Origin of the sequence: Streptomyces sp. H39-S7 (assembly GCF_027158205.1) — a bacterium.
GTDB lineage: Bacteria > Actinomycetota > Actinomycetes > Streptomycetales > Streptomycetaceae > Actinacidiphila.
The window spans coordinates 260,183-286,032 of the sequence record NZ_JAPVLU010000003.1; the positions used below are offsets into that span (position 1 = coordinate 260,183).

A 25,850-nucleotide genomic window follows, 5' to 3' on the forward strand; every position below is an offset into this window, starting at 1 on the left:
AGGGGTGGTCAGGCAGCGGGGCAGGGAAGGGTGCAGCTGATCTGCTTGCCCAGCGGGGTCCGCTGGACGGTCCAGCCCGGAGCGAGGGCGTCCACGATCCACAGGCCCCGCCCGGACTCGGCCTGCGCGTTGTCCGGTAAGGCGCCCGTCCGGGCTGGGGCGCGGTCATCCAATGGGTCGTGGACCCGCACGTGCACGTTGTGCTCGCTTCGGCGGACGGTGACGACCACCGGCGCCCACGGCCCGCACAGGGCCGCGGCATTGCCGACGAGTTCCGAGGCCACCAACTGGGCATCCGAAGCCACCTGTTCGTCGTGACAGGTGGCGGTGACGGACTGAAAGACCTGGGCGCGCATGCGCCGCAGATGCTCGGGGCTGGTCGCCATGTGGAGAACGAAGCCGCCGGGACGCGGCAGGAGGTAGTACCCGCACGCGGCGGGCGAAGGCGGTGATGCGTGCGGCCCGGGATGGGCGGCGCTGTGGTGCATGTGGTGTGCTCCCCAGTCGAAAGCACGCCCCCAGGTCAATCGAGATGATCCGGTCCCGGGGGTCGTGCAGCGGGTCGGCAGGCACATCGGCGGCCGCGGTGAGGTTCGCGGGGGCCGGTGCACGGCAGCAGCACAGGAACACGATCAGCCAGTGGGCCGTTACGCGCCGCTACCGTGAGCCAGCATGCCCCCACCAAACTCGATTGGGCAATATGCCCAGCGAAATTTCCTCAGATCGGTTGTCCCGGCTCGTTCGGCGGGTCACACTGACACCATGGCGTGGAAGAGGAATCCGGCACCGCAGTCCGTGTACCGCCGTCAGCTCTCGTCCCGGCTACGGGAGTTGAGAGACCAGGCGGCTCTGACGCTGACCGAGGTGGCCAAGACGGTCGAGGTCAACCAGGGCTCGCTGAGCCGCATCGAGACCGGCGAGCGGGGCACCACCCCGGTCCTGGTCAAAGCACTCCTGGACGCCTACGGCGTCAGCGACGCCGAGACGCGCGAGGACATCTTGGACCTGGTGCGCGCCGACCAGGCGCAGAGCAAGCCGTGGTGGCGCAAGTACTCGGCCGTCATCAACACCACCCAGTACGGCGGCTACCTCGCGCTGGAATCCAGCGCCAACACCTTCCGCAACTACGAACCCCAGCTGGTGCCCGGCCTGCTGCAGACCGGCGACTACGCCCGCGAGGTCATCACCGCGATGCGCGTCGACCTCGACGCCAAGCAGATCGAGGCCCTGGTCACCGTACGGCTGGGACGCCAGGCGATCCTCGAGGGCGAAGGCGCCCCGAAGCTGTGGGCGGTGATCGACGAGGCAGCCCTACGACGCATCGCCGGCTCCCCGGCGGTGCTCAAGGGCCAGCTCGAGCACCTGCTCACCCTCGCGAAGCGCCCCAACATCACCGTGCAGCTGCTGGAGTTCGCGGCGGGGTTCCATCCGGGGCTGTACGGGTCGTTCATGCTCATGGGCTTTCCCGAGCCCAATCCGGACGTGGTGTGGGTAGAGAATCTGACCAACTCGGTGTACTTCGACAGCTCCGCGGACGTGGAGCGGTACACCGAGGTGTTCGATCACCTGCGGGCCCGTGCGCTGGGTCCGCCGGAGACCCGTGCCCGTCTGAGCACCATGATCAAGGAGTTGTGAGTGAGCACCGCCAAGCCCCACCCCGACGAACTGGACTACTCCGCTGTGACCTGGGAGAAGAGCCCGTTCAGCGGGGGCAACGACAACTGCGTGGAACTCGGCGTCATCGGCGACCTGATCGCCCTGCGCGACTCCAAGCGGCCCGAGCAGACCCCGCACCTGTACACCAGGGGCGAGATCGCCGCCCTGATCGCGGGCGCCAAGGCCGGCGCCTTCGACCACCTCGGGTAACCCACCCGCCGCCACCGGCCGCAATCGCGGCAACCGGCGGGTGACAGGCGACGGTTCGGCCTCAGGGTTAGTGAGGCCGAACCGTCGCGGTCATCGTGCCAGAGAGCACCGACACCACCGCCACAGTGCCAAGAGCTGCACGGAGGACGCCGTGAATCCCACGCACCGCACCGGGCGCCCCTTGTGCACTCCATCGGTGCACCGGCTGCACGTGCGCTGGGCGCCGAGAAGTTACGGTGCGTGCCACCTCATCGTGTCCCTGGTCCCCGACCAGGAAACCTCACTGACCAACGACGTTCGAACCGCGTCGGCCGCATTGCCTCGGGAGGTGCGATGGCATCTTTTCACTCGCGCAGGTGACTCTGCACGTCAGGGATTGGCATTGTGCACTTCGGGGCCACTAGGGTCACGCATTGTGCGCTCCATGACTTCCTGGGCCGACGCCCTGGCACTGCATTCTCCCGGCGAACTCCTTCTCCTTTTACGGGAAAAGAGGATTCAGGCCGAGGAAAGTGTTCACGCATACGGCCAGATGATTACCACACTGGAAGGCATCGTCGGCAGCGACGAGTTGTGGCACACGGTCACGATCCCCGACCAGGCGACGTCCGGCCCCGACCCCACCGAGCCACCCCCCGCCGGCCCGCATCCCGCCGACGGCCCCGCCGCGGAATCGACTGCGGACACCGAGGGCGAAAGTGGCGGGGCTGAGGATCTGGCCGACCAGGCCGAGGAGATGTTCTCTGGCTTCGACGACGCGGGGTTCGTCCCGCCGCAGCGGGCCGAACCGGCCGACCAGCCGCCACCCGCCACGAGGCGGCCGCCGCGCCGGGACCGGATCCTGGCGGTGGTGACGCCGACCCCGCTCAAGTGGTTCTCCTCCCAGGACCTGGCCGCTGCGATCGATGCCGGCTCCTACCGCAATCTGCGCGGGGTACTGAGCGAGATGGTGCGCGGCGGGGTGCTCCTCAAGAGCAAGAAGGCCGGCCAGAGGAACGTCTACTACCGTCTCGCGCCCGTAGTCGCCGGCGCGGAGGAAACGGTGGTCGGGGGGTAGCGCCCAAAAAGCAGGCACCTCCGGGATTACGGCCCGGAGGTGCCCCATATACGACGTCACCAAGGTCTCAAATCCGGGTTCAAGTCGCGGGGCGAGCTTAGCAACACTCTCGCAGCATTGTATTCACGCGCCGTGGCCGATCACCCGAAGGTGTGCCCCATTCCCGGGGTGTTGGGCGGTCATCGTGCTTGCGTTCCTATTCCTGTCACCCGGGCGGATTCCCGGCGCGGCCACAGATCCACGTCCAATTCCGTCTCCAGGCGGGCGACCGCCCCGAAGTCGGGCAGCACCAGGCCCCGCAGCGCGCGCTCGACGGTACGGCGGTTGACGCCGGTGATCCGCTCCACCGCGAACGGATTGAGCGCCCGCTCGGCGATGACGTCCCGCAGCCGGCGGGCGAAGACCTGCGCGTAGCGGGCGCTGACGGGCGCGTCCGCGCGCAGCGGCCCGTCGGGCCAGGACCCGGCGGCCAGGTAGCTGGCGGGGGCGTCGTCTCGGTTGCTGCGCGGCACGCTCCCACGGTAACCGCGACCAGGCGAGGAAATCCCTGTCCATCAGGGGATTTTCATCCGAACGGCGTTCGAATCTGGAAGACTGGTCTTACAAGACCAGTCGTTTCGGGGAGACGCCCATGCCGCGTCCGCTCGTCATGGGCGGCGTGCCGGTGAGCGATGTGCCCACCGCCATCGCCCTCTACCAGCCCACCAGCCTGCACCCCACCGCCTGGGGCGAAGTCGCAACCTTGGTGCGCTCTACGGTCACGGCCTTCGGCCCCGGTGACCCGTGGATGGCCGTGCGGCACCTCAGCGCGGTTGCGCGGTTCTGCGCCTGGGCGGCGTCGCAGTACCTGCCGCTGGAGACCGAGGCCCTGTTCACCCCCGACCTCGTCGAGCGCTACGCCCAGGTCGGCATGCCCACCCTCTCGCCCGTCTCGCGGGGAACTCACCGCTCCCGGCTGTCGGCGGTGGGCCGGGCCGTCACCCAGCGCGCGCCGTGGCCGCCAGTTCCCAAAGCCCTGCCGCGCAGCCACCTCGCCCTGCCCTATACCTGCGACGAGGTCGCCGGGTTCCTGGAGATCGCCGCGAAGCAGTCCACCCACAACCGCACCCGCATTGCGTACGGTCTGCTGGCCGGAGGCTTGGGCGCCGGTCTGACGCCGGGCGAGCATCTGGTCATCACCGGCCGGTGTGTCCACCAGGACGGCGAGGGCACCACGGTCCACCTGCCCGGCGCCAAGGCCCGCCCTGTGCCGGTGCTGGACGCCTACGCCTGCCTGATGCGGTCGCTGGCGGCCCGGTTTCCCGACGAGCCGCTCGTCGGGCGGTCCGGACGCACCGACCAGAGCCGCCTGAGCCGTCTGGTCGCCTACGTCGAAGTGCCGGGGTGGCTTCCGCCGCTCAGTGCGGCGCGCCTGCGCACCACGTGGATGGTCACGCTCCTTGCCGCACGCGTTCCGCTGCCCGCATTCCTGGCCGCCGCGGGACTGGCCAGCACCGGCAACCTCATCGAACTCGTCCCCCACCTGCCGCAACTGTCCGCCGCCGACGCCCAGCAGGTCATCGCCCACGCGCTGTCCGATCCACCGGGGCGGGGGCGCACTCAGTGAGCGGGCCGCTGCCCTGGCACCGCACCGGCCTGCACCGGCGGCTGACGATCGAGCAGGCCTACCGCCGCGCGACGCTGCTGGTGGACCGGTGCGGGCTGCTGCCCGCCGTCCGCGACGCCCTGCACTGCGAGGTGGGCGCCCCGCGCGAGTTCACCGCCCGCGCCCTGCTGGTGGGCCTGGCCGTGCACGCGCTGCGACTGGAGGACATGCATCTGACGAAGGTCCTCGACACCCTCACCGAACTCCCAGGCCACGCGCAGAAGGCACTGGGGCTGTCCGGGGAGGCCACCTACCGCATGGTCTGGCACGCCTTCACCCGCCTCATCGACGCCCTTCAGGCGGGAACCCTCGCCACCGCGCACAATCACCCGTGGGTCAACCGCACCACCGGGGAGCTGTCCCCCTGTCCTAAGGCATGCCCGTACGAGGCGATCACCACCACGGTGTTCATCGCACGGCTGCTGGACGCCTCGCTTCCCGAGACCATGCCGCTGACCGGGGCGGTGGCAGTGGACTCCACCGACTACGAGACCTGGGCCCGGCGCCGGTCCTGGAGCGGTCACCCCGACGTCGACCCTGACCACCTCCCGGTCCCAGACGGCACCCCCGCCGCCCCGACCAGGAAAGTGCGCGCCGTGAACGAACCGGGCTGGCCACGCGCCGGCCGCGACGGACGGGACCAGCACACCCACGACCACGACGCCCGCGACGGCTACCGCTCGGGCACCAACCTCAGCCCCGGCGGCGTCTTCTGCGGCCACGACCTCCACCTAGCCGTCAACGCCCGCGCGGTGGGCGGCCCCGAGGTGCCCTTCGTCATCACCGGCATGCACCTGGCCCCGGCCGGCGCCCACAAAGGCACGGCCGGCCTCACTGTCCTCGACCAGTTCCCAGCCGGCACCGGCCACCGCCGGCCCCAGCTGACGGAAGTCCTCGCCGACCGCGGCTACTCCTTCTGCACCCCCGCCCGCTGGGCCTACCAAGTCCGCGCCCGGGGCCTGGAAGCCGTCATCGACCTGCATCCCCGCCAGCGCGGCACCCACCCCGGCCCTCCCGGGACGAAGTTCATTGACGGCTGCCTGTTCAGTGACGCCCTGCCCCCACCGCTGCACGACCTGCCGGGCTTTCCCATCGGCATGCCCTCCGCCGCCAAGGCCGCACTGCGCGCCCAGTACGACCAGCGGGCGCAGTACGCCTTCACCCGGCACAGCCGACCCGACGGCGACGGCTACCAGCGGTTCAAAGGCCCGGCAGTCGCGGGCAAGGTCCGCTGCCCCAACTTCCCCCGCTCGATGCGCCTGCCGCAGACCCGGCCCCAGACACGCTGCACCCCGGGCGCGGACTGTGCCTGCGGGCAGACCCTCACCCTCCCGCCGGAGGCGATGGCGTGGACCCGGCAACGCAACCTGTGGGGCACCACACTGTGGGCGGCGGACTACGGGCGCCGCTCGGCGGTGGAGTCCAGCAACGCCGAGATCAAGACCCACCGGCTCCACATCGACCGCGGCTTCACCCGCGTGATGGGCACCGTCAAGAACAGCGTCCTGCTGGCCTTCGCGCTTGCCGGCCTCAACGTCATCCTCCTGCGCGCCTGGTACGCCAAGCGCACCCTGCCCGACCCCTGGGCCACCCTCACCGGCGAACCCCAACCCGCGACCGGGGGCAAGGCCAAACGCACCCGTGCCAAACGGCGCCCCAACACTCTGGCGACCCTCGCCGGCGATGCACCACCGGGCTAACCGGTCGTCGCCCCCACCACCCTCACCCCAGCGCCGAGCGGCACTCCGTCATGCCCGCACAGAGGCGAGCCATCTATCCCGACAGCTTGAAACCTGCACCTGCCCGCTCAGAGCAGTGTGACAAATAGGTAGAAATAACCTCACGGCATCGTGGCATCGCCGAGCAAAACAACCGTCTGAACACACGCCAGAACCCCCGGTCTGGAGCAATCCAGGCCGGGGGTTCTGTCAATTCAACCGCGCAGGTTGCGTGAACAACCCCGGATTTCTGACCAGAAGGTCAGAAGTCCATGTCGCCGCCGGGCATGCCGCCACCGGCGCCGGCGCCGGCTCCGGCCTTCTCGGGCTTGTCGGCGATGACGGCTTCCGTGGTGAGGAAGAGCGCGGCGATGGAGGCCGCGTTCTGCAGCGCGGAGCGCGTGACCTTGGCGGGGTCGATGATGCCTTCGGCGATCATGTCGACGTACTCGCCGGTCGCGGCGTTCAGGCCGTGACCGATGGGCAGGTTGCGGACCTTCTCCACAACGACGCCACCTTCGAGGCCACCGTTGACGGCGATCTGCTTCAGCGGGGCCTCGAGGGCCAGCTTCACGATCGCGGCGCCGGTCGCCTCGTCACCTTCGAGCTCGAGCTTCTCGAACGCGACGGCGGCCTGGATGAGAGCGACGCCACCACCGGCGACGATGCCCTCTTCGACGGCGGCCTTCGCGTTGCGAACGGCGTCCTCGATGCGGTGCTTGCGCTCCTTGAGCTCAACCTCCGTCGCGGCACCGGCCTTGATGACGGCCACGCCGCCCGCGAGCTTCGCCAGGCGCTCCTGGAGCTTCTCGCGGTCGTAGTCCGAGTCCGAGTTCTCGATCTCGGCACGGATCTGGTTGACGCGACCGGCGACCTGGTCGGCCTCGCCGGATCCGTCCACGATCGTGGTCTCGTCCTTGGTGATGACGACCTTGCGGGCACGGCCGAGCAGGTCGAGACCGGCGTTCTCCAGCTTGAGGCCGACCTCCTCGGAGATGACGGTGCCACCGGTGAGGATGGCGATGTCGCCGAGCATGGCCTTGCGGCGGTCACCGAAGCCCGGAGCCTTGACGGCGACGGACTTGAAGGTGCCACGGATCTTGTTGACGACGAGGGTGGAGAGCGCCTCGCCCTCGACGTCCTCGGCGATGATCAGCAGCGGCTTGCCGGACTGCATGACCTTCTCGAGGAGCGGGAGCAGGTCCTTGACGGACCCGATCTTCGAGTTGACGATCAGGATGTACGGGTCGTCGAGCGACGACTCCATACGCTCCAGGTCGGTCGCGAAGTAGGCGGAGATGAAGCCCTTGTCGAAGCGCATGCCCTCGGTGAGCTCAAGCTCGAGCCCGAAGGTCTGCGACTCCTCGACAGTGATGACGCCTTCCTTGCCGACCTTGTCCATCGCCTCGGCGATGAGCTCGCCGATCTGGGTGTCGGCGGCGGAGATGGAGGCCGTCGAAGCGATCTGCTCCTTGGTCTCCACGTCCTTGGCCTGCTCGAGCAGCTGGGCGGAGACGGCCTCGACGGCCTTCTCGATGCCGCGCTTGAGAGCCATCGGGTTGGCGCCCGCGGCTACGTTGCGGAGGCCTTCCTTGACGAGGGCCTGAGCGAGAACGGTCGCGGTCGTCGTGCCGTCACCGGCAACGTCGTCGGTCTTCTTCGCGACTTCCTTGACCAGCTCGGCGCCGATCTTCTCGTACGGGTCCTCGAGCTCGATCTCCTTGGCGATGGAAACACCATCGTTGGTGATCGTGGGGGCGCCCCACTTCTTCTCGAGGACGACGTTGCGGCCCTTCGGGCCGAGGGTGACCTTGACGGCGTCGGCGAGCTGGTTCATCCCGCGCTCGAGGCCGCGCCGAGCTTCCTCGTTGAACGCGATGATCTTGGCCATAGAAGTGGTCCTCCCGGACAGGGGTGGATTTCAGTGGACCGCGTGGCGCCCGCGACGGACGGCCTGCCGATCGCCGGGCTCTTCCCGGCGGTCGAACGGGCCTCGCCAACCCGGTCCTTCTGTCACTCTCACTGTCAGAGTGCTAACGCCAATGATTAGCACTCGCCCTAGTCGAGTGCAAGCGACTGTGGATAACTCGGGGTCCCGGAGGGGCGCCGCGCGCCCCTCTCGCCCACCGCCCGGAGCACCCCCGGACGCCCCCGGCACCGGGACGCACGAAGGGCCCGCGCCCCTGTCGGGACGCGGACCCTTCGGCGTGAGTGCGTAGCGTCGTCGGCGACGCTCCGGAGCTTCAGCCGGCCAGGCGGACCATGTCAGCCTGCGGCCCCTTCTGGCCTTGCGAGATCTCGAACTCGACCCGCTGGCCTTCTTCGAGGGTGCGGTAGCCGTCCATCTGGATCGCGCTGTAGTGGACGAAGACATCCGCACCACCGTCGACCGCGATGAAGCCGTAGCCCTTCTCCGCGTTGAACCACTTGACGGTGCCCTGAGCCATCCCTAACTCCCCTATTGCTGGCCCTATCGCGAATCCGCACTTCGCGGACCCGGGTCAGACCTCACCCCCGCCAAGGTCGGGGGCGTGCGCCGGAACGCGTCGACCGCGGCCGAATGTATCCGTACGGATGCCCTCTGCAACAGGTCAATCAGACGAGAATTCTGGGCACGACCGATCGGAAATACAGGGAGGAACAATAGAGATCCGGGGCAACTCGGACTGGACATACTTCGCCTACACGACAATCACCTCGCGAATTTGGCGATAAATCGCCGAACCGAGCGAGGGGGCGGGGCGGGAGTCCAGCGCAACTGTACCCCGGTTCAACTACCGCCCCCACGCAAAGGCCCCGCCCACCACAGGGTGGGCGGGGCATGATTTCACGCCGCGCTGGGTAGGGACGGAGGTCAGCCTCCGGCCACCGCCGGAATGATCGAGACATTCGCGCCGTCCGGGACCGAGGTCTGGAGACCTTCGGAAAAGCGCACGTCGTCGTCATTCACATAGATGTTCACAAAGCGCCGCAGCTTGCCCGTGTCATCGAGAACACGCGCCGAAATACCTGTGTGGTTCTTCTCCAGCGACGCAAGGATCTCGGAGAGCGTCGAACCCTCTGCCGGAACTTCTGACTGGCCGCCTGTATAGGTGCGGAGAATGGTCGGAATACGAACAGAAGCACTCATGCGAGGCCAGCCTCTCGGAACGCGGCAACGGTCGGGCGGATGACGGCGGTCGGGCCGGTGGTCGGAGCGACCGCGTCCAGGGTCTTCAGGCCGTCACCGGTGTTGAGGACGACGGTCTCCAGGGCCGGGTCGAGCTGACCGGTCTCGATGAGCTTCTTCAGCACGCCGACCGTCACCCCGCCCGCGGTCTCGGCGAAGATGCCCTCGGTGCGGGCCAGCAGCTTGATCGCGGCCACGCACTCCTCGTCGGTGACGTCCTCGACCGCTCCGCCGGTGCGGCGGGCGATGTCGAGCACGTACGGGCCGTCGGCCGGGTTGCCGATCGCCAGCGACTTGGCGATGGTGTCCGGCTTCACCGGGCGCACGACGTCGTGCCCGGCCTTGAAGGCCGCGGAGACCGGGGAGCAGCCCTCGGCCTGCGCGCCGTAGATCTTGTAGGGCTTCTCCTCGACCAGCCCGAGCTTGATCAGCTCCTGCAGCCCCTTGTCGATCTTCGTGAGCTGCGACCCGGACGCGATCGGGATGACGATCTGGTCCGGCAGCCGCCAGCCCAGCTGCTCACAGATCTCGTACGCCAGGGTCTTGGAGCCCTCGCCGTAGTACGGCCGCAGATTGACGTTGACGAAGCCCCAGTCCTCGCCGATCGGGTCGCCGATCAGCTCGGAGCAGAACCGGTTCACATCGTCGTAGTTGCCCTCGATGCCGACCAGCTCGCCGCCGTACACCGCGGCCATGACGACCTTGCCGGCCTCCAGGTCGTGCGGGATGAACACACAGGAGCGGAAACCGGCACGGGCGGCGGCGGCGCCGACGGCGCCCGCCAGGTTGCCCGTGGAGGAGCAGGAGAGCGTGGTGAGGCCGAAGGTGCGCGCGGCCTCCAGGGCGATGGCGACGACGCGGTCCTTGAAGGAGTGCGTCGGGTTGCCGGAGTCGTCCTTGACGTACAGGCCACCGGTGAGACCCAGCTCACGGGCCAGGTTGTCGGCCTTGACCAGCTTGGTCCAGCCCGGGTTCAGATTGGGCTTGTCGACCACGTCGGCCGGTACGGGCAGCAGCGGCGCGTAGCGCCAGATGTTCGCCGGGCCGGACTCGATCTGCTGGCGCAGCGCTTCCGGGTCACCGGTGGGGAGGTCGTAGGCCACTTCGAGCGGCCCGAAACACTCCTGGCACGCGAAGACCGGACCGAGCGGAACGCGTTCTCCGCACTCGCGGCAGGAGAGCGCGACGGCAGGACCGAAGTCGGCTCGGGTGTCCGGGGTGGTTCCAGTGGTGTCGATGGTCTGCACAGCCATGACGGCGAGGCCCTTTCTCCTCATCTTCCCCGCGACGACGATCGCCACGAGACGGAATTGGCACCTTCCCCACCTGGCCTCGCGTCGTCGACGACGAGATGCGGCGGGAGGGTTGCCGGGACTTCTGCGGGCCGTTCCCTCAGTCCCTCTGGATGAGCGCTGTGGCACCGGGCTCTCGCCCGGGCATTTGTTTTCCGTGGTGACCCCGGCATGCCGTGGTCACTCGCGTTGTTCAAGACTGTAACCGACGAGCCCGACACTTGAGAGGGTCGTCCGTACCGCGAGATGGGTCCCAGGGGTCCCCTCGCGGGGTGAAATCCATCCCCGCCCCCACACGATCAGGGAGTCACGCACGTGCTGGAAGAGGTGGAGCGCTGGCTCGATCGACGGTCCTGGTCCGCCGCCGACCGGCCCCTCGACCGGCTGCTCGCGGCCAAGCGTTCCGCGGGCGACCGGGGCACGGTCAGCGTGGTGCTGCCCGCGCTCGACGAGGAGGCCACGGTCGGTGCGATCGTGCGCACCATCCGCGACGAGCTGATGAGCGGTCCCGTCCCTCTCGTGGACGAGCTGATCGTGCTCGACTCCGGCTCCACGGACCGTACGGCGGAGATCTCGGCACGCGCCGGAGCCCGGGTCGTGCACCGCGACGAGATACTCCCCGACCTGCCCGCCGCGCCCGGCAAGGGCGAGGTGCTGTGGCGGTCACTGCTGGTGACGAGCGGCGAGATCGTCTGCTTCATCGACGCCGACCTGCGCGACTTCGACGCCCGCTTCGTCCACGGCATCATCGGCCCCCTGCTGACCGAGCCCGGCGTCCAGCTGGTCAAGGCCATGTACGACCGCCCGCTCGAAACCGGCGACACGATCGTGCCGGCCGGCGGCGGCCGCGTCACCGAACTCGTCGCCCGCCCCCTCCTCAACCTCCACTGGCCGCTCCTGGCGGGCTTCGTCCAGCCCCTCGGCGGCGAGTACGCGGCCCGCCGCTCCCTGCTGGAACGGCTGCCCTTCCCCGTCGGCTACGGCGTGGAGCTCGGCATGCTCATCGACGCGCTGAACACCGTCGGCCTGGACGCCCTGGCCCAGGTGGACGTAGGAGTACGCCACCACCGCCACCAGGACGGCCAGGCGCTCGGCCGGATGGCCGCCACGATCTACCGCACCGCCCAGGTACGCCTCGCCCGCGGGCAGCTGGTCCGTCCCGTCCTCACCCAGTTCCACCGGGGCCCCGGCGGCGGCTTCGAACCCTCGACCCACGAGGTGGCGGCCGAGGAGCGACCTCCCATGATCACCATCCCCGAATACCTCGACCACCGCGCGACCCGTCGCACGGGTTAGTGCGCTCACCCGCGCGGGGGGCGTGCCCCCGCGGCGGAGCCGCCGGCACGTTTGCGTCGCAGGACACCTGGCTAGGCTGGCGGCATGGTCGCTCATCGCGCAGCCCCGATCCTCGTCGCCTCCAACCGCGGGCCCGTCTCGTACACCCTCGGGGAGGACAACACCCTCACCGCCAAGCGCGGCGGCGGCGGCCTGGTGTCCGGGCTCAGCGCGATCGGACCCGACGCCGGCGCCGTCTGGGTGTGCGCCGCCATGAGCGAGGGCGACCGCGAAGCGGTCCGCCGCGGTGAGGGCGACACGCAGACGCGCATGCTCGGCATCGAGCCGGACGTCTTCGCCGCCGCCTACAACTCGATCGCCAACTCCGTGCTGTGGTTCGTCCACCACCTGCTCTTCCAGACCCACCTGGAACCCCTCTTCGACGAGAACTTCCGGCAGGACTGGGCCGCCTACGAGACGTACAACGCCGCCTTCGCGGACGCGCTCGCCGAGGAGGCGGCGGAAGGCGCCACCGTCCTGGTGCAGGACTACCACCTGTCGCTGGCCCCCGCGATGCTGCGCGAGCGCCGGCCCGACCTGCGGATCGGGCACTTCTCGCACACCCCGTGGGCGCCGCCGGACTACTTCCGGCTGCTGCCCGACGACATCGGGGCGGAGCTCCTCACCGGCATCCTCGGCGCCGACCGCGCCGCGTTCCTCACCCGGCGGTGGGCTGAGGCCTTCGCCGCCTGCTGCGCCGACGTGCTCGGTGCGGAGGTCGGCCAGGACGACGCCGGAGAGCTGACCGTCACCCACGAGGGCCGCACCACGCGGATCGGCGTGCACGGGCTCGGCGCCGACGCCGACTTCCTGCGGGAGCGCTCGCGCCAGGACGACGTCGAGGAGCGGCTGGCCGCGCTGCGCTCCGAGATCGGCCCCGGCCGGCGCACGATCGTCCGCGTCGACCGCACCGAGCTCTCCAAGAACATCGTGCGCGGCTTCCTCGCGTACCGGCAGCTGCTCACCGAGCACCCGGAGTGGCGTGAGCGCGTCGTGCACATCGCCTTCGCGTACCCGTCCCGCCACGACCTCGCGGTGTACCGCGAGTACACCGCGGAGGTGCAGCGGGTCGCCGACGAGATCAACGCGGAGTTCGGCACGGACGGCTGGCAGCCGCTGCTCCTGCACGTCAAGGACGACTTCGCGCGGTCGCTCGCGGCATACCGGCTCGCCGACGTGGCGCTGGTCAACCCGATCCGCGACGGCATGAACCTCGTCGCGAAGGAGGTCCCGGTCGTCTCGGACGACGGCGTGGCACTGGTGCTGTCCCGTGAGGCGGGGGCCTTCGAGGAGCTCGGCGACGATTCCCTGGTCGTGAACCCGTACGACCTGCGGGCGACGGCGCACGCCCTGCACGAGGCGCTCACGATGGCTGTCGACGAGCGCGCGGAGCGCACGAAACGCCTCGCGGCCTCGGCGACGGCGCTGCCGCCGGCGCAGTGGTTCCTGGCGCAGCTCTCGGAACTGGAACGCCCGTGACCGGGACGCCGGCGTGACGACGCCGAGCGGACCGGGCGCTGAGCCCGGCTCCGGCCCGGGGCGGCGTGGCTCCCCCGATGCGGGGAGCACGCCGCCGTGCGGGTCAGCCCAGCGCGTCCGCAAGGGCGTTGAGCAGGTCGACCACGCCCTGCGGGCCGTCGACGACGAGGTCGGAGCGGGCCACGAGTTCCGGGGGGACCTCGCCGGAGGTGGTGCCGCTGCAGACGAGGATGCCCGGGAGGCCCTCGCCGCGGAGGCGTTCGACCGCGCCGAACGCGGCGAGGTCGCCGAGGTCGTCGCCCGCGTAGAGCACCGAGCCGGCGCCGGCCTCGCGGAGGTAGGAGGCGAGGGCGACGCCCTTGTCCATGCCGGGGGGCCGCAGTTCGAGGACCAGGCGGCCGGGCTCGACGATGAGGCCGTGGCGGGCGGCGAGTTCGTCCAGAGGGCCGCGGAGGGCTTCGAACGCGGCTTCCGGGTCCTCGGTGCGGCGGGTGTGGACGGCGACCGCGCGTCCCTTGTCCTCTATCCACGTGCCGCGCCAGGCGCCGATCCGGTCGAGGAAGCCCGGCAGCTCGGCGCGCACGGCCTCGACGCCGGAGTGGTCACCGGCGGACTTCACCTCGCCGCTGACCGCGTCCCAGCGCTCGGCGCCGTAGTGGCCGAGGACGACGAGCCGCTCCAGCCCGGGTACGCCGGCGAAGCCGCCGTACCGGACCGCCACGCCCGCCGGGCGGCCGGTGATCACGGCGACCGCCGCGAGGTGCGGGGCGAGCCGGGCGAGGGCGGGCGCGGCGCCGGGGTGGGCGCGGGCGCTCTCGGGGTCGGGGACGATCGGCGCGAGGGTGCCGTCGAAGTCCAGAGCGACCACGGCGCGTTCGGGGTTCGCGAGGAACGCCGCGAGCCCTTCCTTGCCGTCGGACGTGGACGAGGTCAGCAGGTGACTGCTCATGCTCCGACCCTACCCAGGCGGGGAGGGGGTGGAGCAGGGGGCGTGCGAAGCAGTTCTCCGGAAGGGTGGTGACGGGCGACGGGCGGCAGCATCTGCCGCCAGCGTGTCCGCGTGTCAGCGCGACTCGCGGCGGGTGTCCCGCGCCCGGCGCAGCCGGTTGACGGTCACCGGGTCGTGGGCGAGCGCCCTGGGGTCGTCGAGGAGCGCGTTGAGGAGCTGGTAGTAGCGGGTGGCGGACATGCCGAGCCGCTCCCGGATGGCGCGTTCCTTCGCCCCGGGCCCCGCCCAGGTGCGGGCGGCGAGGTCGAGGACGGCCCGGTCCTGGCCGGTCAGGCCCCCGCTCTCGCTCTCCACCCGCGTCCCCTCGGCGTGACTCGTGACCACCGGACTACTTCACCTTCTGCGCGGCGTCCTGCGTCTCGGCGAAGCGCTGCAGGTCGCTGAGGACCGTCTTGGGGTCGGCGTGGACCGCGTTGCCGATGACCTTCTTCAGCTGGTCGTTGACCGGTCCCCAGGAGGTCTTGTCCACAGGGTAGAACTGGGCGGACGGCAGCAGGTCGATGAACTCGATGAGGTCCTTGTCCTTCGGGTCCTTGCGCATCGCCTGCATCGCCGAGTTGGTCACCGGCAGCAGCCCGTACTCGTCGAGGAACTTGACCGAGTTCTCCGCGCTGTAGGCGAACTGGAGGAACTTGCCGATCTCGCCGCGGTGGCCGTTCTGCTTGAAGGCCATCATCCAGTCGGCGACGCCGAGGGTCTCGGTGATCTTGCCGCCCTTGCCGGGGATCTGCACGGCCTTGACCTTGATGCCCTTGGCGAGCGCCTGCTTGAGCAGCGTCGGGTGGCCGTTGATCATGCCCGCCTTGCCGGCCAGGAAGGCGTCGAAGACGGTGCGGCGGTTGGTCTTGGCGGGGTCGCCGCCGGTGAGGCCGGGTGCGACGAGCTCGTCCTTGAGCCACTGGAAGGCTTCGACGTTCGCCTGGGAGTCGATGGTGTAGCTGCCGACGGTGTCGGTGTAGGCGCCCTGGTTGCCGAGCATCCACATCAGGGACTCGGCCTGCGGCTCCTCGGGACCGAGCGGCAGACCGAAGGGCATCTTGACGCCCTTGGCCTTCAGCTTCTTCGCGTCGGCCTTGATGTCGGCCCAGGTCGTGGGCGCGTCCTTGATGCCCGCGTCGTCGAACAGCGTCTGGTTGTAGAAGAACATCCGGGAGCTGGAGACGAAGGGGATGCCGTACTGGGTGCGGTTCTGCTCTCCCGCGGCGGCCAGGGAGGGGATGAAGTCGGCCTGCGCGCTGATCGGGAACAGCTCGTCGGCGGCGTACAGCTGGCTCTTGGACGCGTACGCGGCGTAGGAGCCGATCTGCGCTATGTCCGGGGCCTTCCCGGCCGCGACCATCTCGGCGACCTTGGTGTCGACGTGGTCCCAGTCGATGACCTGGATGTCGATCTTGATCCCGGAGTTCTTGGCCTCGAAGGCGCGGGCGATCTCGTCCCAGTACTTCTTGGAACTGGTGGCCGCGTCGGTGCCGTAGTCGGCCGCGACCATGTGGAGCGTGACGTCGCCCCCGAGGCCGCTGCTGCCGCCGCATCCACTGAGTGTCGTCAGAGCCAGCGCCGCCGCGATACCCGCTGCCGCCGTGCCCAGGAGCCGTCGCCGGTGCACCGTTGTCCTACCGCCTTCATCCGCCCGTCCCCGCACGTTGTCGGGGGCGTCAAGTGCCCGAGTCTGCCCGCGCTGCCCACCCAAGGTCTACACCACGGGGGTTTCGCTTCGGCAACACCCTTCCCCAAAGGTGAGGACAGAAGGGATGGAAGCGCGCAGACCTGGCGATTCACCTCCTCCCGAACGGTGATCTTCATGGCGTAAGTGGACTAGACCTTTCTTTGCGCAGAGGGGACACTGTCCCCCGTGAGACACGTCATCGCGCTCGATGTGGGCGGTACAGGAATGAAGGCTGCCCTGATCGGGGAGGACGGCACGCTTCTGCACGAGGCCCGCCGTCCGACCGGACGGGAACGCGGCCCCGAGGCAGTCGCCGCCACCATCCTCGGCTTCGCCGCCGATCTGCGGGACCACGGGATCCGCGAGTACGGCGAACCCGCCGCCGCGGCCGGCGTCGCCGTGCCCGGGATCGTGGACGCCGAGGCCGGCATCGCCGTCTACGCGGCCAACCTCGGCTGGCGCGACCTGCCGCTGCGCGCGCTGGTATCCGAGCGGCTCGGCGGCATCCCCGTCGCCCTCGGGCACGACGTGCGCACCGGCGGCCTCGCCGAGGGCCGCATCGGGGCGGGCAACGGGGCCGACCGGTTCCTCTTCCTCCCGCTGGGCACCGGCATCGCGGGCGCCATCGGCATCGACGGCCGCATCGAGGCGGGCGCGCACAACTCCGCGGGCGAGATCGGCCACATCGTCGTCCGGCCGGGCGGCCCGCTGTGCGGCTGCGGGCAGCGGGGCTGTCTGGAGACGCTGGCCTCCGCCTCCGCCGTCTCCCGCGCCTGGGCGGAGGCCAGTGGCGATCCCGAGGCGGACGCCGCGGACTGCGCCAAGGCCGTCGAGTCCGGCGACCCGCGCGCCCTGGCCGTGTGGCGCGAGGCGATCGACGCGCTCGCCGACGGCCTGGTCACCGGCATCACTCTTCTGGACCCCCGGGTCCTCATCATCGGCGGTGGTCTTGCCGAAGCTGGGGACACACTCTTCGGCCCGCTGCGTGCGGCGGTCGAGGAGCGCATCACGTTCCAGAAGCTCCCGCTCATCGTCCCCGCCGCCCTCGGGGACACCGCAGGATGCCTGGGCGCGGGTCTGCTCGCCTGGGATCTTCTCTCCGTGGAGGTAACCGCCTGATGGCCCCCGTAACGACAACGCAGCGCACGGTGCTGACCGGTGCCCGTGTGGTGCTGCCGTCAGGCGTGGTGGAGAACGGCCGGGTGACCGTCGACGGCGGCCGGATCGTGGCCGACGAGGCCGCCGAGGCGAACTCCCTCGATCTCAGCGGCCTCACGGTCGTCCCCGGTTTCGTCGACATCCACAACCACGGCGGCGGCGGGGCGTCCTTCACGTCGGGAACCGCGGACGAGATCCTCACCGGCGTCCGCACCCACCGCGAGCACGGCACGACCACCGTCGTCGCGTCGACCGTCACCGGTGAGATGGACGTGCTGGCCCAGCGCGCCGCGCTGCTGTCGGAGCTCGTCGAGCAGGGCGACCTGGCCGGCATCCACTTCGAGGGCCCGTTCATCTCGCCGTGCCGCAAGGGCGCGCACATGGAGTCGCTGCTGCGCGACCCCGACCCGGCCGAGGTCCGCAAGCTCATCGACGCCGCCCGCGGCACCGCCAAGATGGTCACCCTCGCCACCGAACTGCCCGGCGGGCTCGACTCGGTGCGGCTGCTCGTCGAGAACGGCGTGATCGCCGCCATCGGCCACACCGACGCGACGTACGAGCAGACGATCGAGGCCATCGAGGCGGGCGCGACCGTCGCCACACACCTGTTCAACGCCATGCCGACGCTCAACCACCGTGCCCCCGGGCCGATCGCGGCGCTGCTGGAGGACGAGCGGGTCACCGTCGAGCTGATCAACGACGGCACCCATCTGCACCCCGCCGTGCTGGAACTCGCCTTCGGCAGCGCGGGCGCCGACCGGGTCGCGTTCATCACCGACGCGATGGACGCGGCCGGCTTCGGGGACGGGCACTACGACCTCGGCCCGATGGCCGTCGAGGTCAAGGACGGTGTCGCCCGGCTCGTGGAGAACGGTTCCATCGCCGGGTCCACCCTCACCCTGGACACCGCGTTCAAGCGCGCCGTCACCGTCGACCGGCTGTCGCTGGCCGACACGGTGCGGGCCATCTCGGTCAACCCGGCCCGGCTGCTCGGCCAGTACGACCGCATCGGCTCGCTGGAGCCCGGCAAGGACGCGGACCTGGTGGTGCTCGACGCCTCGTACGACCTGGTCGGCGTGATGCGCAAGGGCGAGTGGATCGTCCGGCCCCCCGAGACCCGCTGAGGCGTCCGGAGGCCTCGCAGAAGCCCGCTGAGGCCCTCGGCGACGGCTTCCTGACGGCGGTCCGCCCCGACCGGGCGGGCCGCCGGCGGCAGCCTGCCGCCCGGCCCGTTACTTCTTGACCTGGCCTTCCTTCATCCACACCTGGTCGAGGTTGACGCCGCACTTGTTGCCCGGCGCGCAGGTGAGGGCCAGGGTGTTGGAGCCCTTCTTGAGCTCCACCCAGACGTAGGTGGTGGCCCACGCCTTCGTCCAGTCGGCGGTCTTCATGTAGTTGTGCATGTTCACCGGGTTGGTGCGGAGCTTGCCGTTCTCACTGAGCGTGAGACCGGCGTCCTCACCGACGTTGCCGAAGCTGATGAACAGCGTGTACGTACCGTCCTTCGGCACGTCGAAGGTGTACGAGGCGGTCGCGCCGACGGCGAAGTTACCCACGGACGTGCCGCCCGCGGCCTTGGCGCCCGGCTGCGCGTTGGACTGCGCGGCTCCGCCGGACAGGGCCAGCGCGGCGGCGTCCACGACCTTCGAGGCGAACTTCTCCGAGGTGCTGGCGGACGGGCTCGGCGTGACCGGGGCGCTGGTGACCGGCGGGGTGGACGGCTTGTCCTGCGCGGCGTCCTTCTTGCCGTCGCCGCCCGTCATGGCGAAGCCGATGCCGATGGCGACCGCGACGACCACCGCGATGGCGCCGATGAGCAGCCCCTTGCGGTTCGGACCCTGCGATCCGCCGCCGCTGCCGCCATGCGGCGCGTACGGGGTCTGCTGCGTCTGCTGGGTCTGCTGCGCGTACTGGGACGACTGGGGCTGCTGGGACTGCTGCTGCGCGTGGCCCTGGTCGTAGCCCGGCTGCTGCTGGGGCTGCTGGGGCTGCTGCTGCGGGTAGCCGTAACCGCCCTGCTGCGGCGGGCGGCGCTCGCCGACCCGCTGGACCTGGTTGTACGACGTGCGTGGCACGCCCGGCTGCGCCACCGGCGCGCCGTCGGTGGCCGCCCCGGAACCGTCGCCCTCGCCGCCCTCGGAGCGATAGAGGTACGCGAAGGGGTCGTCGTTCTCTGAGGCGCCGTTGTTGCCGGCCGTCATCCGCTGTTCACTCCCTAATGGCACATGCCCATCGCGGCGCGGTGCACCCATGGCTCATGATCGATGAGTCCGCGGCGCGGTCACAAGGCCTGCGCTCTCGCTTCCGCGGCATCGCGGGCGGACATGTTTGACCCACGGAACCCTACCCGGGTCGAGGGACTGCCCGCTCTGGCCTTCGACGCATCCCCAGGTGGTTCCGGTTCCGCTGTGACGGGACGCACGTCCGCGGGACGACCTACGGTGGTCCGGTGATCAACGAAGACGGCGACGACGACGGCCGCGCGTGGCCCGGCTGGCGGGACGCCACAGAACACGCCCTCTACGGGCCCGGGGGCTTCTTCGTGCGGGAACGGCCCGCCGCGCACTTCCGCACCTCCGTACACGCCTCCCCGCTCTTCGCGCGGGCCGTCGCCGAGCTGCTGCTGCGGGTGGACGAGGCGCTGGGCCGGCCGGACGCGCTGGCGCTGGTCGACGTCGGCGCCGGCTCCGGCGAGCTGCTGACCGGCGTCCTGGAGGCCCTGCCGGACGGGACGGCCGCGCGGGTGGCGCCGTACGCCGTCGAGCGGTCCGAGCGCCCCGCCGGGCTCGACGGGCGCATCACCTGGACCGCCGCCCCGCCGCGGGGCGTGCGGGGCCTGCTGTTCGCCAACGAATGGCTCGACAACATCCCCGTCGACATCGCCGAGGCCGACGGGGCGGGCGAGCCCCGCTACGTCCTTGTCGACCCCGCCGACGGCCGGGAGCGCCCCGGCGGGCCGCTGAGCGCCGAGGACGCGGCCTGGCTGCGCCGCTGGTGGCCGATTGCCGGGACGCCCGGTGCCCGCGCCGAGATCGGGCTCCCCCGCGACGCCGCCTGGGCGGCGGCCGCCGGTTCGCTGGACGCCGGGCTCGCCGTCGCCGTCGACTACTCCCACGAGCGGGCCGCCCGCCCCCCGTACGGCACGCTCACCGGCTTCCGCGACGGCCGCGAGGTGCCTCCGGTGCCCGACGGCTCCTGCGACCTCACCTCGCACGTCGCGCTGGACGCCGCCGGGGGCGGTGCCCCCCTCGTCACCCAGCGCGCCGCCCTGCGGGCCCTGGGCGTCTCCGGGGCCCGCCCGCCGCTCGCCCTGGCCTCCACCGATCCCCGCGGCTATCTGCGCGGTCTCGCCACCGCGGGCGAGGCCGCCGAACTCATCGATCCCGGCGGCCTCGGCGCCTTCCGCTGGCTCGCGACGCCCGTCGGCGACGCCTGCGACGGTCTGCTGCGGGTGTGACGGAGATCGCCGCCCGCAAGCGCGGCCGGAGGGCGGGCTGACAGAATGCCGTCCATGACGGAGACCACGATCGGCATCGGCGGCCAGGCCGAGGGCACCGACATGGTGCTGAACATCGGCCCCCAGCACCCCTCCACGCACGGAGTGCTGCGGTTGCGGATCGTGCTGGACGGCGAGCGGATCATCACCGCGGAACCCGTCGTCGGATACATGCACCGCGGCGCGGAGAAGCTGTTCGAGGCGCGGGACTACCGCCAGATCATCATGCTCGCCAACCGCCATGACTGGCTGTCGGCGTTCTCCAACGAGCTGGGCGTCGTGATGGCCGTCGAGCGGATGCTGGGCATGGAGGTCCCCGAGCGCGCGGTGTGGACCCGTACGCTCCTCGCCGAGCTGAACCGGGTGCTCAACCACCTGATGTTCCTCGGCTCGTACCCCCTGGAGCTGGGCGGCATCACCGCGGTGTTCTACGCGTTCCGGGAGCGCGAGGAACTGCAGAACGTCATGGAGGAGATCTCCGGCGGCCGGATGCACTACATGTTCAACCGGGTCGGCGGCCTCAAGGAGGACCTGCCGAACGGCTGGCTCGGCCGCGCCCGGCACGCCGTCGCGCAGGTCAGGTCGCGGATGGGCCGCTTCGACGACCTGGTGCTCGGCAACGAGATCTTCCGCGGCCGTACCCGCGGGGTCGGCACGCTGTCGGCCGAGGCGGTGCACGGCTTCGGCGTCAGCGGGCCGATCGCGCGCGCGTCCGGCGTGGACTTCGACCTGCGCCGCGACGAGCCGTACCTGGCGTACGGGGAGCTGCAGGACACCCTGCGGGTCGTCACCCGCACCGAGGGCGACTGCCTGGCCCGCTTCGAGGTGCTGCTCGCGCAGACCCACAACGCGCTGGACCTCGCGGACGCCTGCCTCGACCGGATCGGCGAGCTGCCGCAGGGCCCGATCAACCAGCGGCTGCCGAAGGTGCTGAAGGCGCCGGAGGGCCACACGTACGCGTGGACCGAGAACCCGCTGGGGCTCAACGGCTACTACCTGGTCTCCAAGGGCGAGAAGACCCCGTACCGGCTCAAGCTGCGGTCGGCGTCGTACAACAACATCCAGGCGCTGACGGTGCTGCTGCCCGGGACCCTGATCGCGGACATGGTGGCGATCCTGGGCTCGATGTTCTTCGTCGTCGGGGACGTCGACAAGTAGCCGGACCGGCCTCCGTTCAGGACGAGTGCGCGCGCAGGCCGCTGACGTCGATCTGCTCGGTCTCGTCGTGCTCGGTGAGGTCGATCACCTCGGCCGCCGCGAGCTGCGCCTCGTGCTCCGCGTACGCCTCCTCGCCGACGACGTCGGCGAGGTCCTCGTGCGCGCCGCCGGGCGTCTGGGTGCCGAAGAAGTCGAAGCCGCCGAGCGCCCGGCTGGCCGATCCGGCGCGGTGCGGCTGCGCGTAGGGCAGTACGGCGGCAGCCACGGCGGGCACGAGGCGGTGCTCACGGACCGGCAGGCCGCCGGTGGAGCGGGGGGCCGCCTCGGGTTCCGGGCGGCTGTGCGTCTCGGCGGACTCGGCCGGCTCCGCGGCCTCGGCCGCCGCGTGCCGTCCCTGGGGTTCGTCGTCGCCGTCGGCCGTGCTGCCGGCGGCCGCGGCGTCACGGCGCCTGGCCTCCTCGACGGTGCGCAGGGCCTGCTGGCGGGCGGCGTTGCGGTTGAGGTTCAGCAGCGCCTCGTCCGCCCTCTTGTAGGCGGCCGGGCCGACGAGCGAGGCGGCGATGGCCAGCGGCGCCTTGGCGGCTTCCAGCGCGAGCTGGCGGCGGCCTTCGAGGGCACGGGCGCGCTCACTCTCGGCCGTGGCGTAGCGGCGGAGCAGATCGGCGTGTTCGGTGCGCAGCCGGGCCAGCTCGGCGCGCTTGGCGCTCAGCCTGGTGTCCAGCCGCACGCGCAGCTCACGGGACTCGTCGAGGTCCGTCTCGAGCTCGGCTATGCGCTCGTCCGCGTGCCATTCGTCACGGGCGCGGGCCGTGGTGAGGTCGGCGACCCGGCGGCCGGCGGCCCGGTCCCACGTGCGCGCCATGACCGCGCCGCCGCAGGCGGCCACCGCCGCCGCCGCGACGACCGCGCGCAGCACCATCGGATCGGAGCTGAGCCAGGCGGCGGCGACACAGGCCGCCGCTGACCCGGCCAGCGTCATCGGGGGCAGCAGCCGGTGCAGTGGGGGTGAATGGCGGTGGCGTCCTCGTGGCATGGCTCGAAACTAGCGTGCGAATGGGACGCGTGGGGCCACGGGGCCCGATTTAGCGCGCTCTCTCCGGCATTGCGGGAGACGGTGAATACGGAGGGCATTCGGATCGACACCATGTGTGTCCGCAATGCCCTCCGTATCCCGCCCGGACCCTTTATGGATCTTTGCGCGACCGGCCGGTCGCGCCGGGCCCCGCGGGCCTCAGCTCTTGAGGAGACCCTTCGACTTCAGGTAGGCGGCGGCGACGTCGGCCGGCTTCTGGCGCTCCGCGTCGACCTTCGCGTTGAGGTCGGTGAGATCGGCGGTCGTGAGCGCCGCGGTGAGCTTTCCGAGAACGGTGGCGATATCGGCCGCGCCGGCCTCCTTGGCATTCACCACGGGAAGCAGGTTGTCCGCGTTCTGCAGCTTCTTGTCGTCCTCCAGGAGCACCAGGTTGAACTGGTCGAGGGTGGCGTCCGTGGTCGTGGTCAGCACCAGCTGGTCGGTGCCGTCCTTGACGGCCTGCTTGGACTGGACGGTGCCGACGCCCTTGGGGTCGATGCCGGTGATGTTGATGCCGTACTTGGACTTCAGGCCCGGCGAGCAGAAGGGCCGGTCCGGGCATTCGTCGCCGGCGGCCAGCTTGACCGGGATCTTGGCGGCACCGAGGTCGCTGAGGGTCTTCAGCTTGTGCTCCGCGGCGAAGTCCTTGCTGACGGCGAAGGCGTTCTGGTCGATGGCGGGACCGGCGTCGAGAACCTTCAGGCCCTTGGGCTCGGCGAAGGTCTTGAGCGCCGCCACCGTGGCCGCCACGTCGGCGGAGGCCACCGGAGCCGCCGTGGAGCCGTTCTTCTTGGTGTTGAAGTACTCGGCGAGCGTCGCCGCGTACTCGGGCACGATGTCGATCTGCCCCTTCTCCAGGGCCGGTTCGTAGAGCTCGCGGTTCTTGAGCGTCTGCACCGAGGTGGAGTAGCCGGCGTCCTTGAGGATCTGCGCGTAGAGCTCGGCGAGCACCGTGCTCTCGGTGAATCCGGCGGAGCCGATCACCAGGGCGCCCTTCTTCTCCCCGGAGGACGGGGGCGCGCTGTCGGAGGCGCCCTTCTCCAGGCTGTCGCCGCCGCAGCCGGTGACGCCGGTGAGGAGCAGTGCGGCGGCAGCGGCCACCATCGTGACGCGCAGCGTCGGGTTCATCGGTTCTCCATCCAAAGGGCACGAGACGTCATGACGTTCAGGGGGTCGCGGGGGTCGAGGCGGGGGCGAGGCTGCCGGACCGGGGGCGGCGACGGCGCCGCATCGGGTCGAGCAACCACTGCAACGCGATGAAGATTCCCTCGATCAGCAGCGCCAGTCCTGCCACCAGGACCGCGCCGGCCACCACCTGCGCGGTGATCTGCCGGTTGAAGCCGGCCGTGATGATGCGGCCGAGGCCGCCGCCGCCCGCCATGGCCGCGATGGTCGCGGTGGCCACCACCTGGACCGCGGCGGACCGCACACCCGTCCAGATCAGCGGAAAGGCCAGCGGCAGCTCGATGCGGAACAGCAGTTGCCCGCCCGTCATCCCCATGCCGCGGGCGGCCTCGACGACATCGCGGTCGGCCTCGCGCATGCCGACGTAGGCGTTGGTCATCAGCGGCGGCACGGCGAAGAGCACCAGCGCGATGATGGTCGGCCAGTCGGTGTCCGAGCCCATCGAGAACATCAGCAGGACGAGGATCGCGAACGTGGGCACCGCGCGGCCCACGTTCGAGATGTTCACCGCGAGCGCGCCGCCCTTGCCGAGGTGGCCGAGGACGATCGCGACCGGCAGGGCGATCAGGCAGGCCAGCGCCAGGCAGACGACGGTGAAGTACACATGCTCGCCCAGCCGGTGCCACACCCCGTCCGCACCATTCCAGTTGGCGCTGTCGTTCAGCCAGTCCCAGGCTCCGGATACCGCGTTCATCAGGCCGCCTTCCTGCTCCGCGCCCACGGGGTGAGCAGCCACTGCACACCCAGCAGCAGCACGTCGGCCGCGATGGCGATGACCACGCAGATCACCGAGGCGGTGAGCACCTGCGCCTTGAAGATGGTGTCGATGCCGGTGTAGATGAGGTTGCCGAGGCCGCCGTAGTTGATGATCGCGCCGACCGTGGTCAGCGCGACCGTCGAGACGGTGGCGATCCGCAGGCCGGCCATCAGCGCGGGCAGCGACAGCGGCAGCTCCACGGCGAACAGCAGCCGCAGCGGCCCGTACCCCATCCCGCGGGCGGCTTCTCTGACGTCCTCCGGCACGGATTCCAGGCCGGCCATGATGTTGCGCACCAGGATCGTCAGGGAGTAGAGCACCAGACCGGTGACGACGACCGCCGGGGAGATGCCGAAGACCGGCAGCAGCAGCGAGAACATGGCCAGCGACGGCACCGTGTACAGGACGGTGGCCAGCCCGAGCACGGGGCCCGCCAGGGGCCGCCAGCGCCGCGCGACCAAGGCCACCGGGAACGCGATGAGCAGCCCGAGGGCCACCGACACCGCCGTGATCCACAGGTGCTGGACGGTGGCATCGGTCAGCTCATGGCTGCGGGTGCGCAGGTACTCACCGCAGATCCAGTCGTTGGATATCAGACAGTTCTGCTTCGCCATGCCCCTCACCTCCCCCCACCCGGTCCGTACACTCGTCGAACACTTGGCCGACAACCACCTTGCGGTCGCCGCGTGGCCCGACCCTATCCGGCACCTCTGACAATCCGGTCGGCCCGCCCCGCAGCTGCAATACTCCCGCCACAATTCCCGGCGGAAAGTCGGGGAGAGTACGGT

The 25,850-nt window shown here is 70.5% G+C and carries 25 protein-coding genes and 1 riboswitch; of the genes, 11 read left to right on the forward strand and 14 right to left on the reverse strand.

What is annotated here, in order from left to right; translation table 11 throughout:
• Positions 1–8: 8 nt before the first annotated feature.
• Entirely contained in the window at positions 9–488 is a 480-nt protein-coding gene (locus tag O3X23_RS04595) for an ATP-binding protein (RefSeq protein ID WP_164295793.1), read from the reverse strand.
• Between the two features lie 274 nt (positions 489–762).
• On the opposite strand from O3X23_RS04595, the gene O3X23_RS04600 reads away from it, so the two are divergent.
• The 3 genes from O3X23_RS04600 to O3X23_RS04610 all read left to right on the forward strand — a co-directional run bounded on the left by O3X23_RS04600 (position 763) and on the right by O3X23_RS04610 (position 2,923).
• On the forward strand, positions 763–1,635 hold the full coding sequence (locus O3X23_RS04600) for a helix-turn-helix domain-containing protein (protein WP_164295791.1): 873 nt from the start codon (positions 763–765) through the stop codon (positions 1,633–1,635).
• Entirely contained in the window at positions 1,636–1,866 is a 231-nt protein-coding gene (locus O3X23_RS04605; protein WP_164295789.1) for a DUF397 domain-containing protein, read from the forward strand.
• A 424-nt stretch (positions 1,867–2,290) separates the two neighbouring features.
• Positions 2,291–2,923 (forward strand): hypothetical protein, encoded by a 633-nt coding sequence (locus tag O3X23_RS04610; protein ID WP_269269790.1) that lies wholly within the window; start codon positions 2,291–2,293, stop codon positions 2,921–2,923.
• 179 nt (positions 2,924–3,102) lie between these two features.
• Here O3X23_RS04610 and O3X23_RS04615 read toward each other — a convergent pair whose 3' ends face one another.
• Positions 3,103–3,435: a transcriptional regulator gene (locus O3X23_RS04615; protein WP_269269791.1), complete on the reverse strand. Its 333-nt coding sequence runs from the start codon at positions 3,433–3,435 to the stop codon at positions 3,103–3,105.
• A 119-nt stretch (positions 3,436–3,554) separates the two neighbouring features.
• Here O3X23_RS04615 and O3X23_RS04620 point away from each other — a divergent pair, with 119 nt between their 5' ends.
• Positions 3,555–4,529 (forward strand): hypothetical protein, encoded by a 975-nt coding sequence (locus tag O3X23_RS04620; RefSeq protein ID WP_269269792.1) that lies wholly within the window; start codon positions 3,555–3,557, stop codon positions 4,527–4,529.
• Positions 4,526–6,268 carry a hypothetical protein gene (locus tag O3X23_RS04625; RefSeq protein WP_269269793.1) on the forward strand — a complete coding sequence of 581 codons (1,743 nt, stop codon included), beginning with the start codon at positions 4,526–4,528 and terminating at the stop codon, positions 6,266–6,268. Before O3X23_RS04620 ends, O3X23_RS04625 begins: the two co-directional genes overlap by 4 nt.
• Before the next feature lie 280 nt (positions 6,269–6,548).
• Here the strand turns inward: O3X23_RS04625 and groL are convergent, their stop codons facing one another.
• The 4 genes from groL to thrC form a co-directional block, all read right to left on the reverse strand.
• Positions 6,549–8,177, reverse strand: a complete 1,629-nt coding sequence (gene groL / locus O3X23_RS04630) for a chaperonin GroEL (protein WP_138355905.1) — start codon at positions 8,175–8,177, stop codon at positions 6,549–6,551.
• 352 nt (positions 8,178–8,529) lie between these two features.
• Entirely contained in the window at positions 8,530–8,733 is a 204-nt protein-coding gene (locus O3X23_RS04635; RefSeq protein ID WP_009339379.1) for a cold-shock protein, read from the reverse strand.
• 407 nt (positions 8,734–9,140) lie between these two features.
• Entirely contained in the window at positions 9,141–9,416 is a 276-nt protein-coding gene (locus tag O3X23_RS04640; protein ID WP_269269794.1) for a MoaD/ThiS family protein, read from the reverse strand.
• A complete protein-coding gene (gene thrC, locus O3X23_RS04645) occupies positions 9,413–10,708 on the reverse strand; it encodes a threonine synthase (protein WP_269269795.1) in 1,296 nt (431 codons plus the stop codon). Before thrC ends, O3X23_RS04640 begins: the two co-directional genes overlap by 4 nt.
• A 17-nt stretch (positions 10,709–10,725) precedes the next feature.
• Positions 10,726–10,867, reverse strand: a riboswitch (SAM riboswitch).
• Positions 10,868–11,062: 195 nt separating this feature from the next.
• Between thrC and O3X23_RS04650 the strand changes: the two genes are divergently transcribed.
• The gene (locus O3X23_RS04650; protein WP_269269796.1) at positions 11,063–12,043 is read left to right on the forward strand and encodes a glucosyl-3-phosphoglycerate synthase; all 981 of its coding nucleotides are present in this window, start codon (positions 11,063–11,065) and stop codon (positions 12,041–12,043) included.
• A gap of 84 nt (positions 12,044–12,127) precedes the next feature.
• Positions 12,128–13,561, forward strand: coding sequence for an alpha,alpha-trehalose-phosphate synthase (UDP-forming) (locus O3X23_RS04655; protein ID WP_269269797.1), 1,434 nt, complete (start codon positions 12,128–12,130; stop codon positions 13,559–13,561).
• Between the two features lie 103 nt (positions 13,562–13,664).
• Here O3X23_RS04655 and otsB read toward each other — a convergent pair whose 3' ends face one another.
• The 3 genes from otsB to O3X23_RS04670 form a co-directional block, all read right to left on the reverse strand.
• The gene (otsB, locus tag O3X23_RS04660) at positions 13,665–14,510 is read right to left on the reverse strand and encodes a trehalose-phosphatase (RefSeq protein WP_269269798.1); all 846 of its coding nucleotides are present in this window, start codon (positions 14,508–14,510) and stop codon (positions 13,665–13,667) included.
• A 114-nt stretch (positions 14,511–14,624) separates the two neighbouring features.
• Positions 14,625–14,894, reverse strand: coding sequence for a DUF3263 domain-containing protein (locus O3X23_RS04665; protein ID WP_269269799.1), 270 nt, complete (start codon positions 14,892–14,894; stop codon positions 14,625–14,627).
• A 4-nt stretch (positions 14,895–14,898) separates the two neighbouring features.
• Positions 14,899–16,176: an extracellular solute-binding protein gene (locus O3X23_RS04670; RefSeq protein ID WP_269269800.1), complete on the reverse strand. Its 1,278-nt coding sequence runs from the start codon at positions 16,174–16,176 to the stop codon at positions 14,899–14,901.
• 246 nt (positions 16,177–16,422) lie between these two features.
• On the opposite strand from O3X23_RS04670, the gene O3X23_RS04675 reads away from it, so the two are divergent.
• Both O3X23_RS04675 and nagA read left to right on the forward strand, forming a co-directional pair.
• A complete protein-coding gene (locus O3X23_RS04675) occupies positions 16,423–17,355 on the forward strand; it encodes an ROK family protein (protein ID WP_269269801.1) in 933 nt (310 codons plus the stop codon).
• Positions 17,355–18,518 carry an N-acetylglucosamine-6-phosphate deacetylase gene (gene nagA / locus O3X23_RS04680; RefSeq protein ID WP_269269802.1) on the forward strand — a complete coding sequence of 388 codons (1,164 nt, stop codon included), beginning with the start codon at positions 17,355–17,357 and terminating at the stop codon, positions 18,516–18,518. Before O3X23_RS04675 ends, nagA begins: the two co-directional genes overlap by 1 nt.
• A 108-nt stretch (positions 18,519–18,626) precedes the next feature.
• Here nagA and O3X23_RS04685 read toward each other — a convergent pair whose 3' ends face one another.
• Positions 18,627–19,595 carry a carbohydrate-binding protein gene (locus O3X23_RS04685; RefSeq protein ID WP_269269803.1) on the reverse strand — a complete coding sequence of 323 codons (969 nt, stop codon included), beginning with the start codon at positions 19,593–19,595 and terminating at the stop codon, positions 18,627–18,629.
• A 248-nt stretch (positions 19,596–19,843) separates the two neighbouring features.
• Here O3X23_RS04685 and O3X23_RS04690 point away from each other — a divergent pair, with 248 nt between their 5' ends.
• On the forward strand, positions 19,844–20,851 hold the full coding sequence (locus O3X23_RS04690; protein ID WP_269269804.1) for an SAM-dependent methyltransferase: 1,008 nt from the start codon (positions 19,844–19,846) through the stop codon (positions 20,849–20,851).
• A 45-nt stretch (positions 20,852–20,896) separates the two neighbouring features.
• Positions 20,897–22,048, forward strand: coding sequence for an NADH-quinone oxidoreductase subunit D (locus O3X23_RS04695; RefSeq protein WP_269269805.1), 1,152 nt, complete (start codon positions 20,897–20,899; stop codon positions 22,046–22,048).
• A 16-nt stretch (positions 22,049–22,064) separates the two neighbouring features.
• Here the strand turns inward: O3X23_RS04695 and O3X23_RS04700 are convergent, their stop codons facing one another.
• From O3X23_RS04700 to O3X23_RS04715, 4 genes are all read right to left on the reverse strand, one after another.
• Positions 22,065–23,081: a hypothetical protein gene (locus O3X23_RS04700; RefSeq protein WP_269269806.1), complete on the reverse strand. Its 1,017-nt coding sequence runs from the start codon at positions 23,079–23,081 to the stop codon at positions 22,065–22,067.
• Positions 23,082–23,279: 198 nt separating this feature from the next.
• Positions 23,280–24,224 (reverse strand): ABC transporter substrate-binding protein, encoded by a 945-nt coding sequence (locus tag O3X23_RS04705; protein ID WP_443047769.1) that lies wholly within the window; start codon positions 24,222–24,224, stop codon positions 23,280–23,282.
• 61 nt (positions 24,225–24,285) lie between these two features.
• Complete coding sequence (locus tag O3X23_RS04710; RefSeq protein ID WP_269269808.1) at positions 24,286–24,999, reverse strand: ABC transporter permease; 714 nt, start codon at positions 24,997–24,999, stop codon at positions 24,286–24,288.
• Positions 24,999–25,676 carry an ABC transporter permease gene (locus tag O3X23_RS04715; RefSeq protein WP_269269809.1) on the reverse strand — a complete coding sequence of 226 codons (678 nt, stop codon included), beginning with the start codon at positions 25,674–25,676 and terminating at the stop codon, positions 24,999–25,001. Before O3X23_RS04715 ends, O3X23_RS04710 begins: the two co-directional genes overlap by 1 nt.
• Positions 25,677–25,850 lie beyond the last annotated feature (174 nt).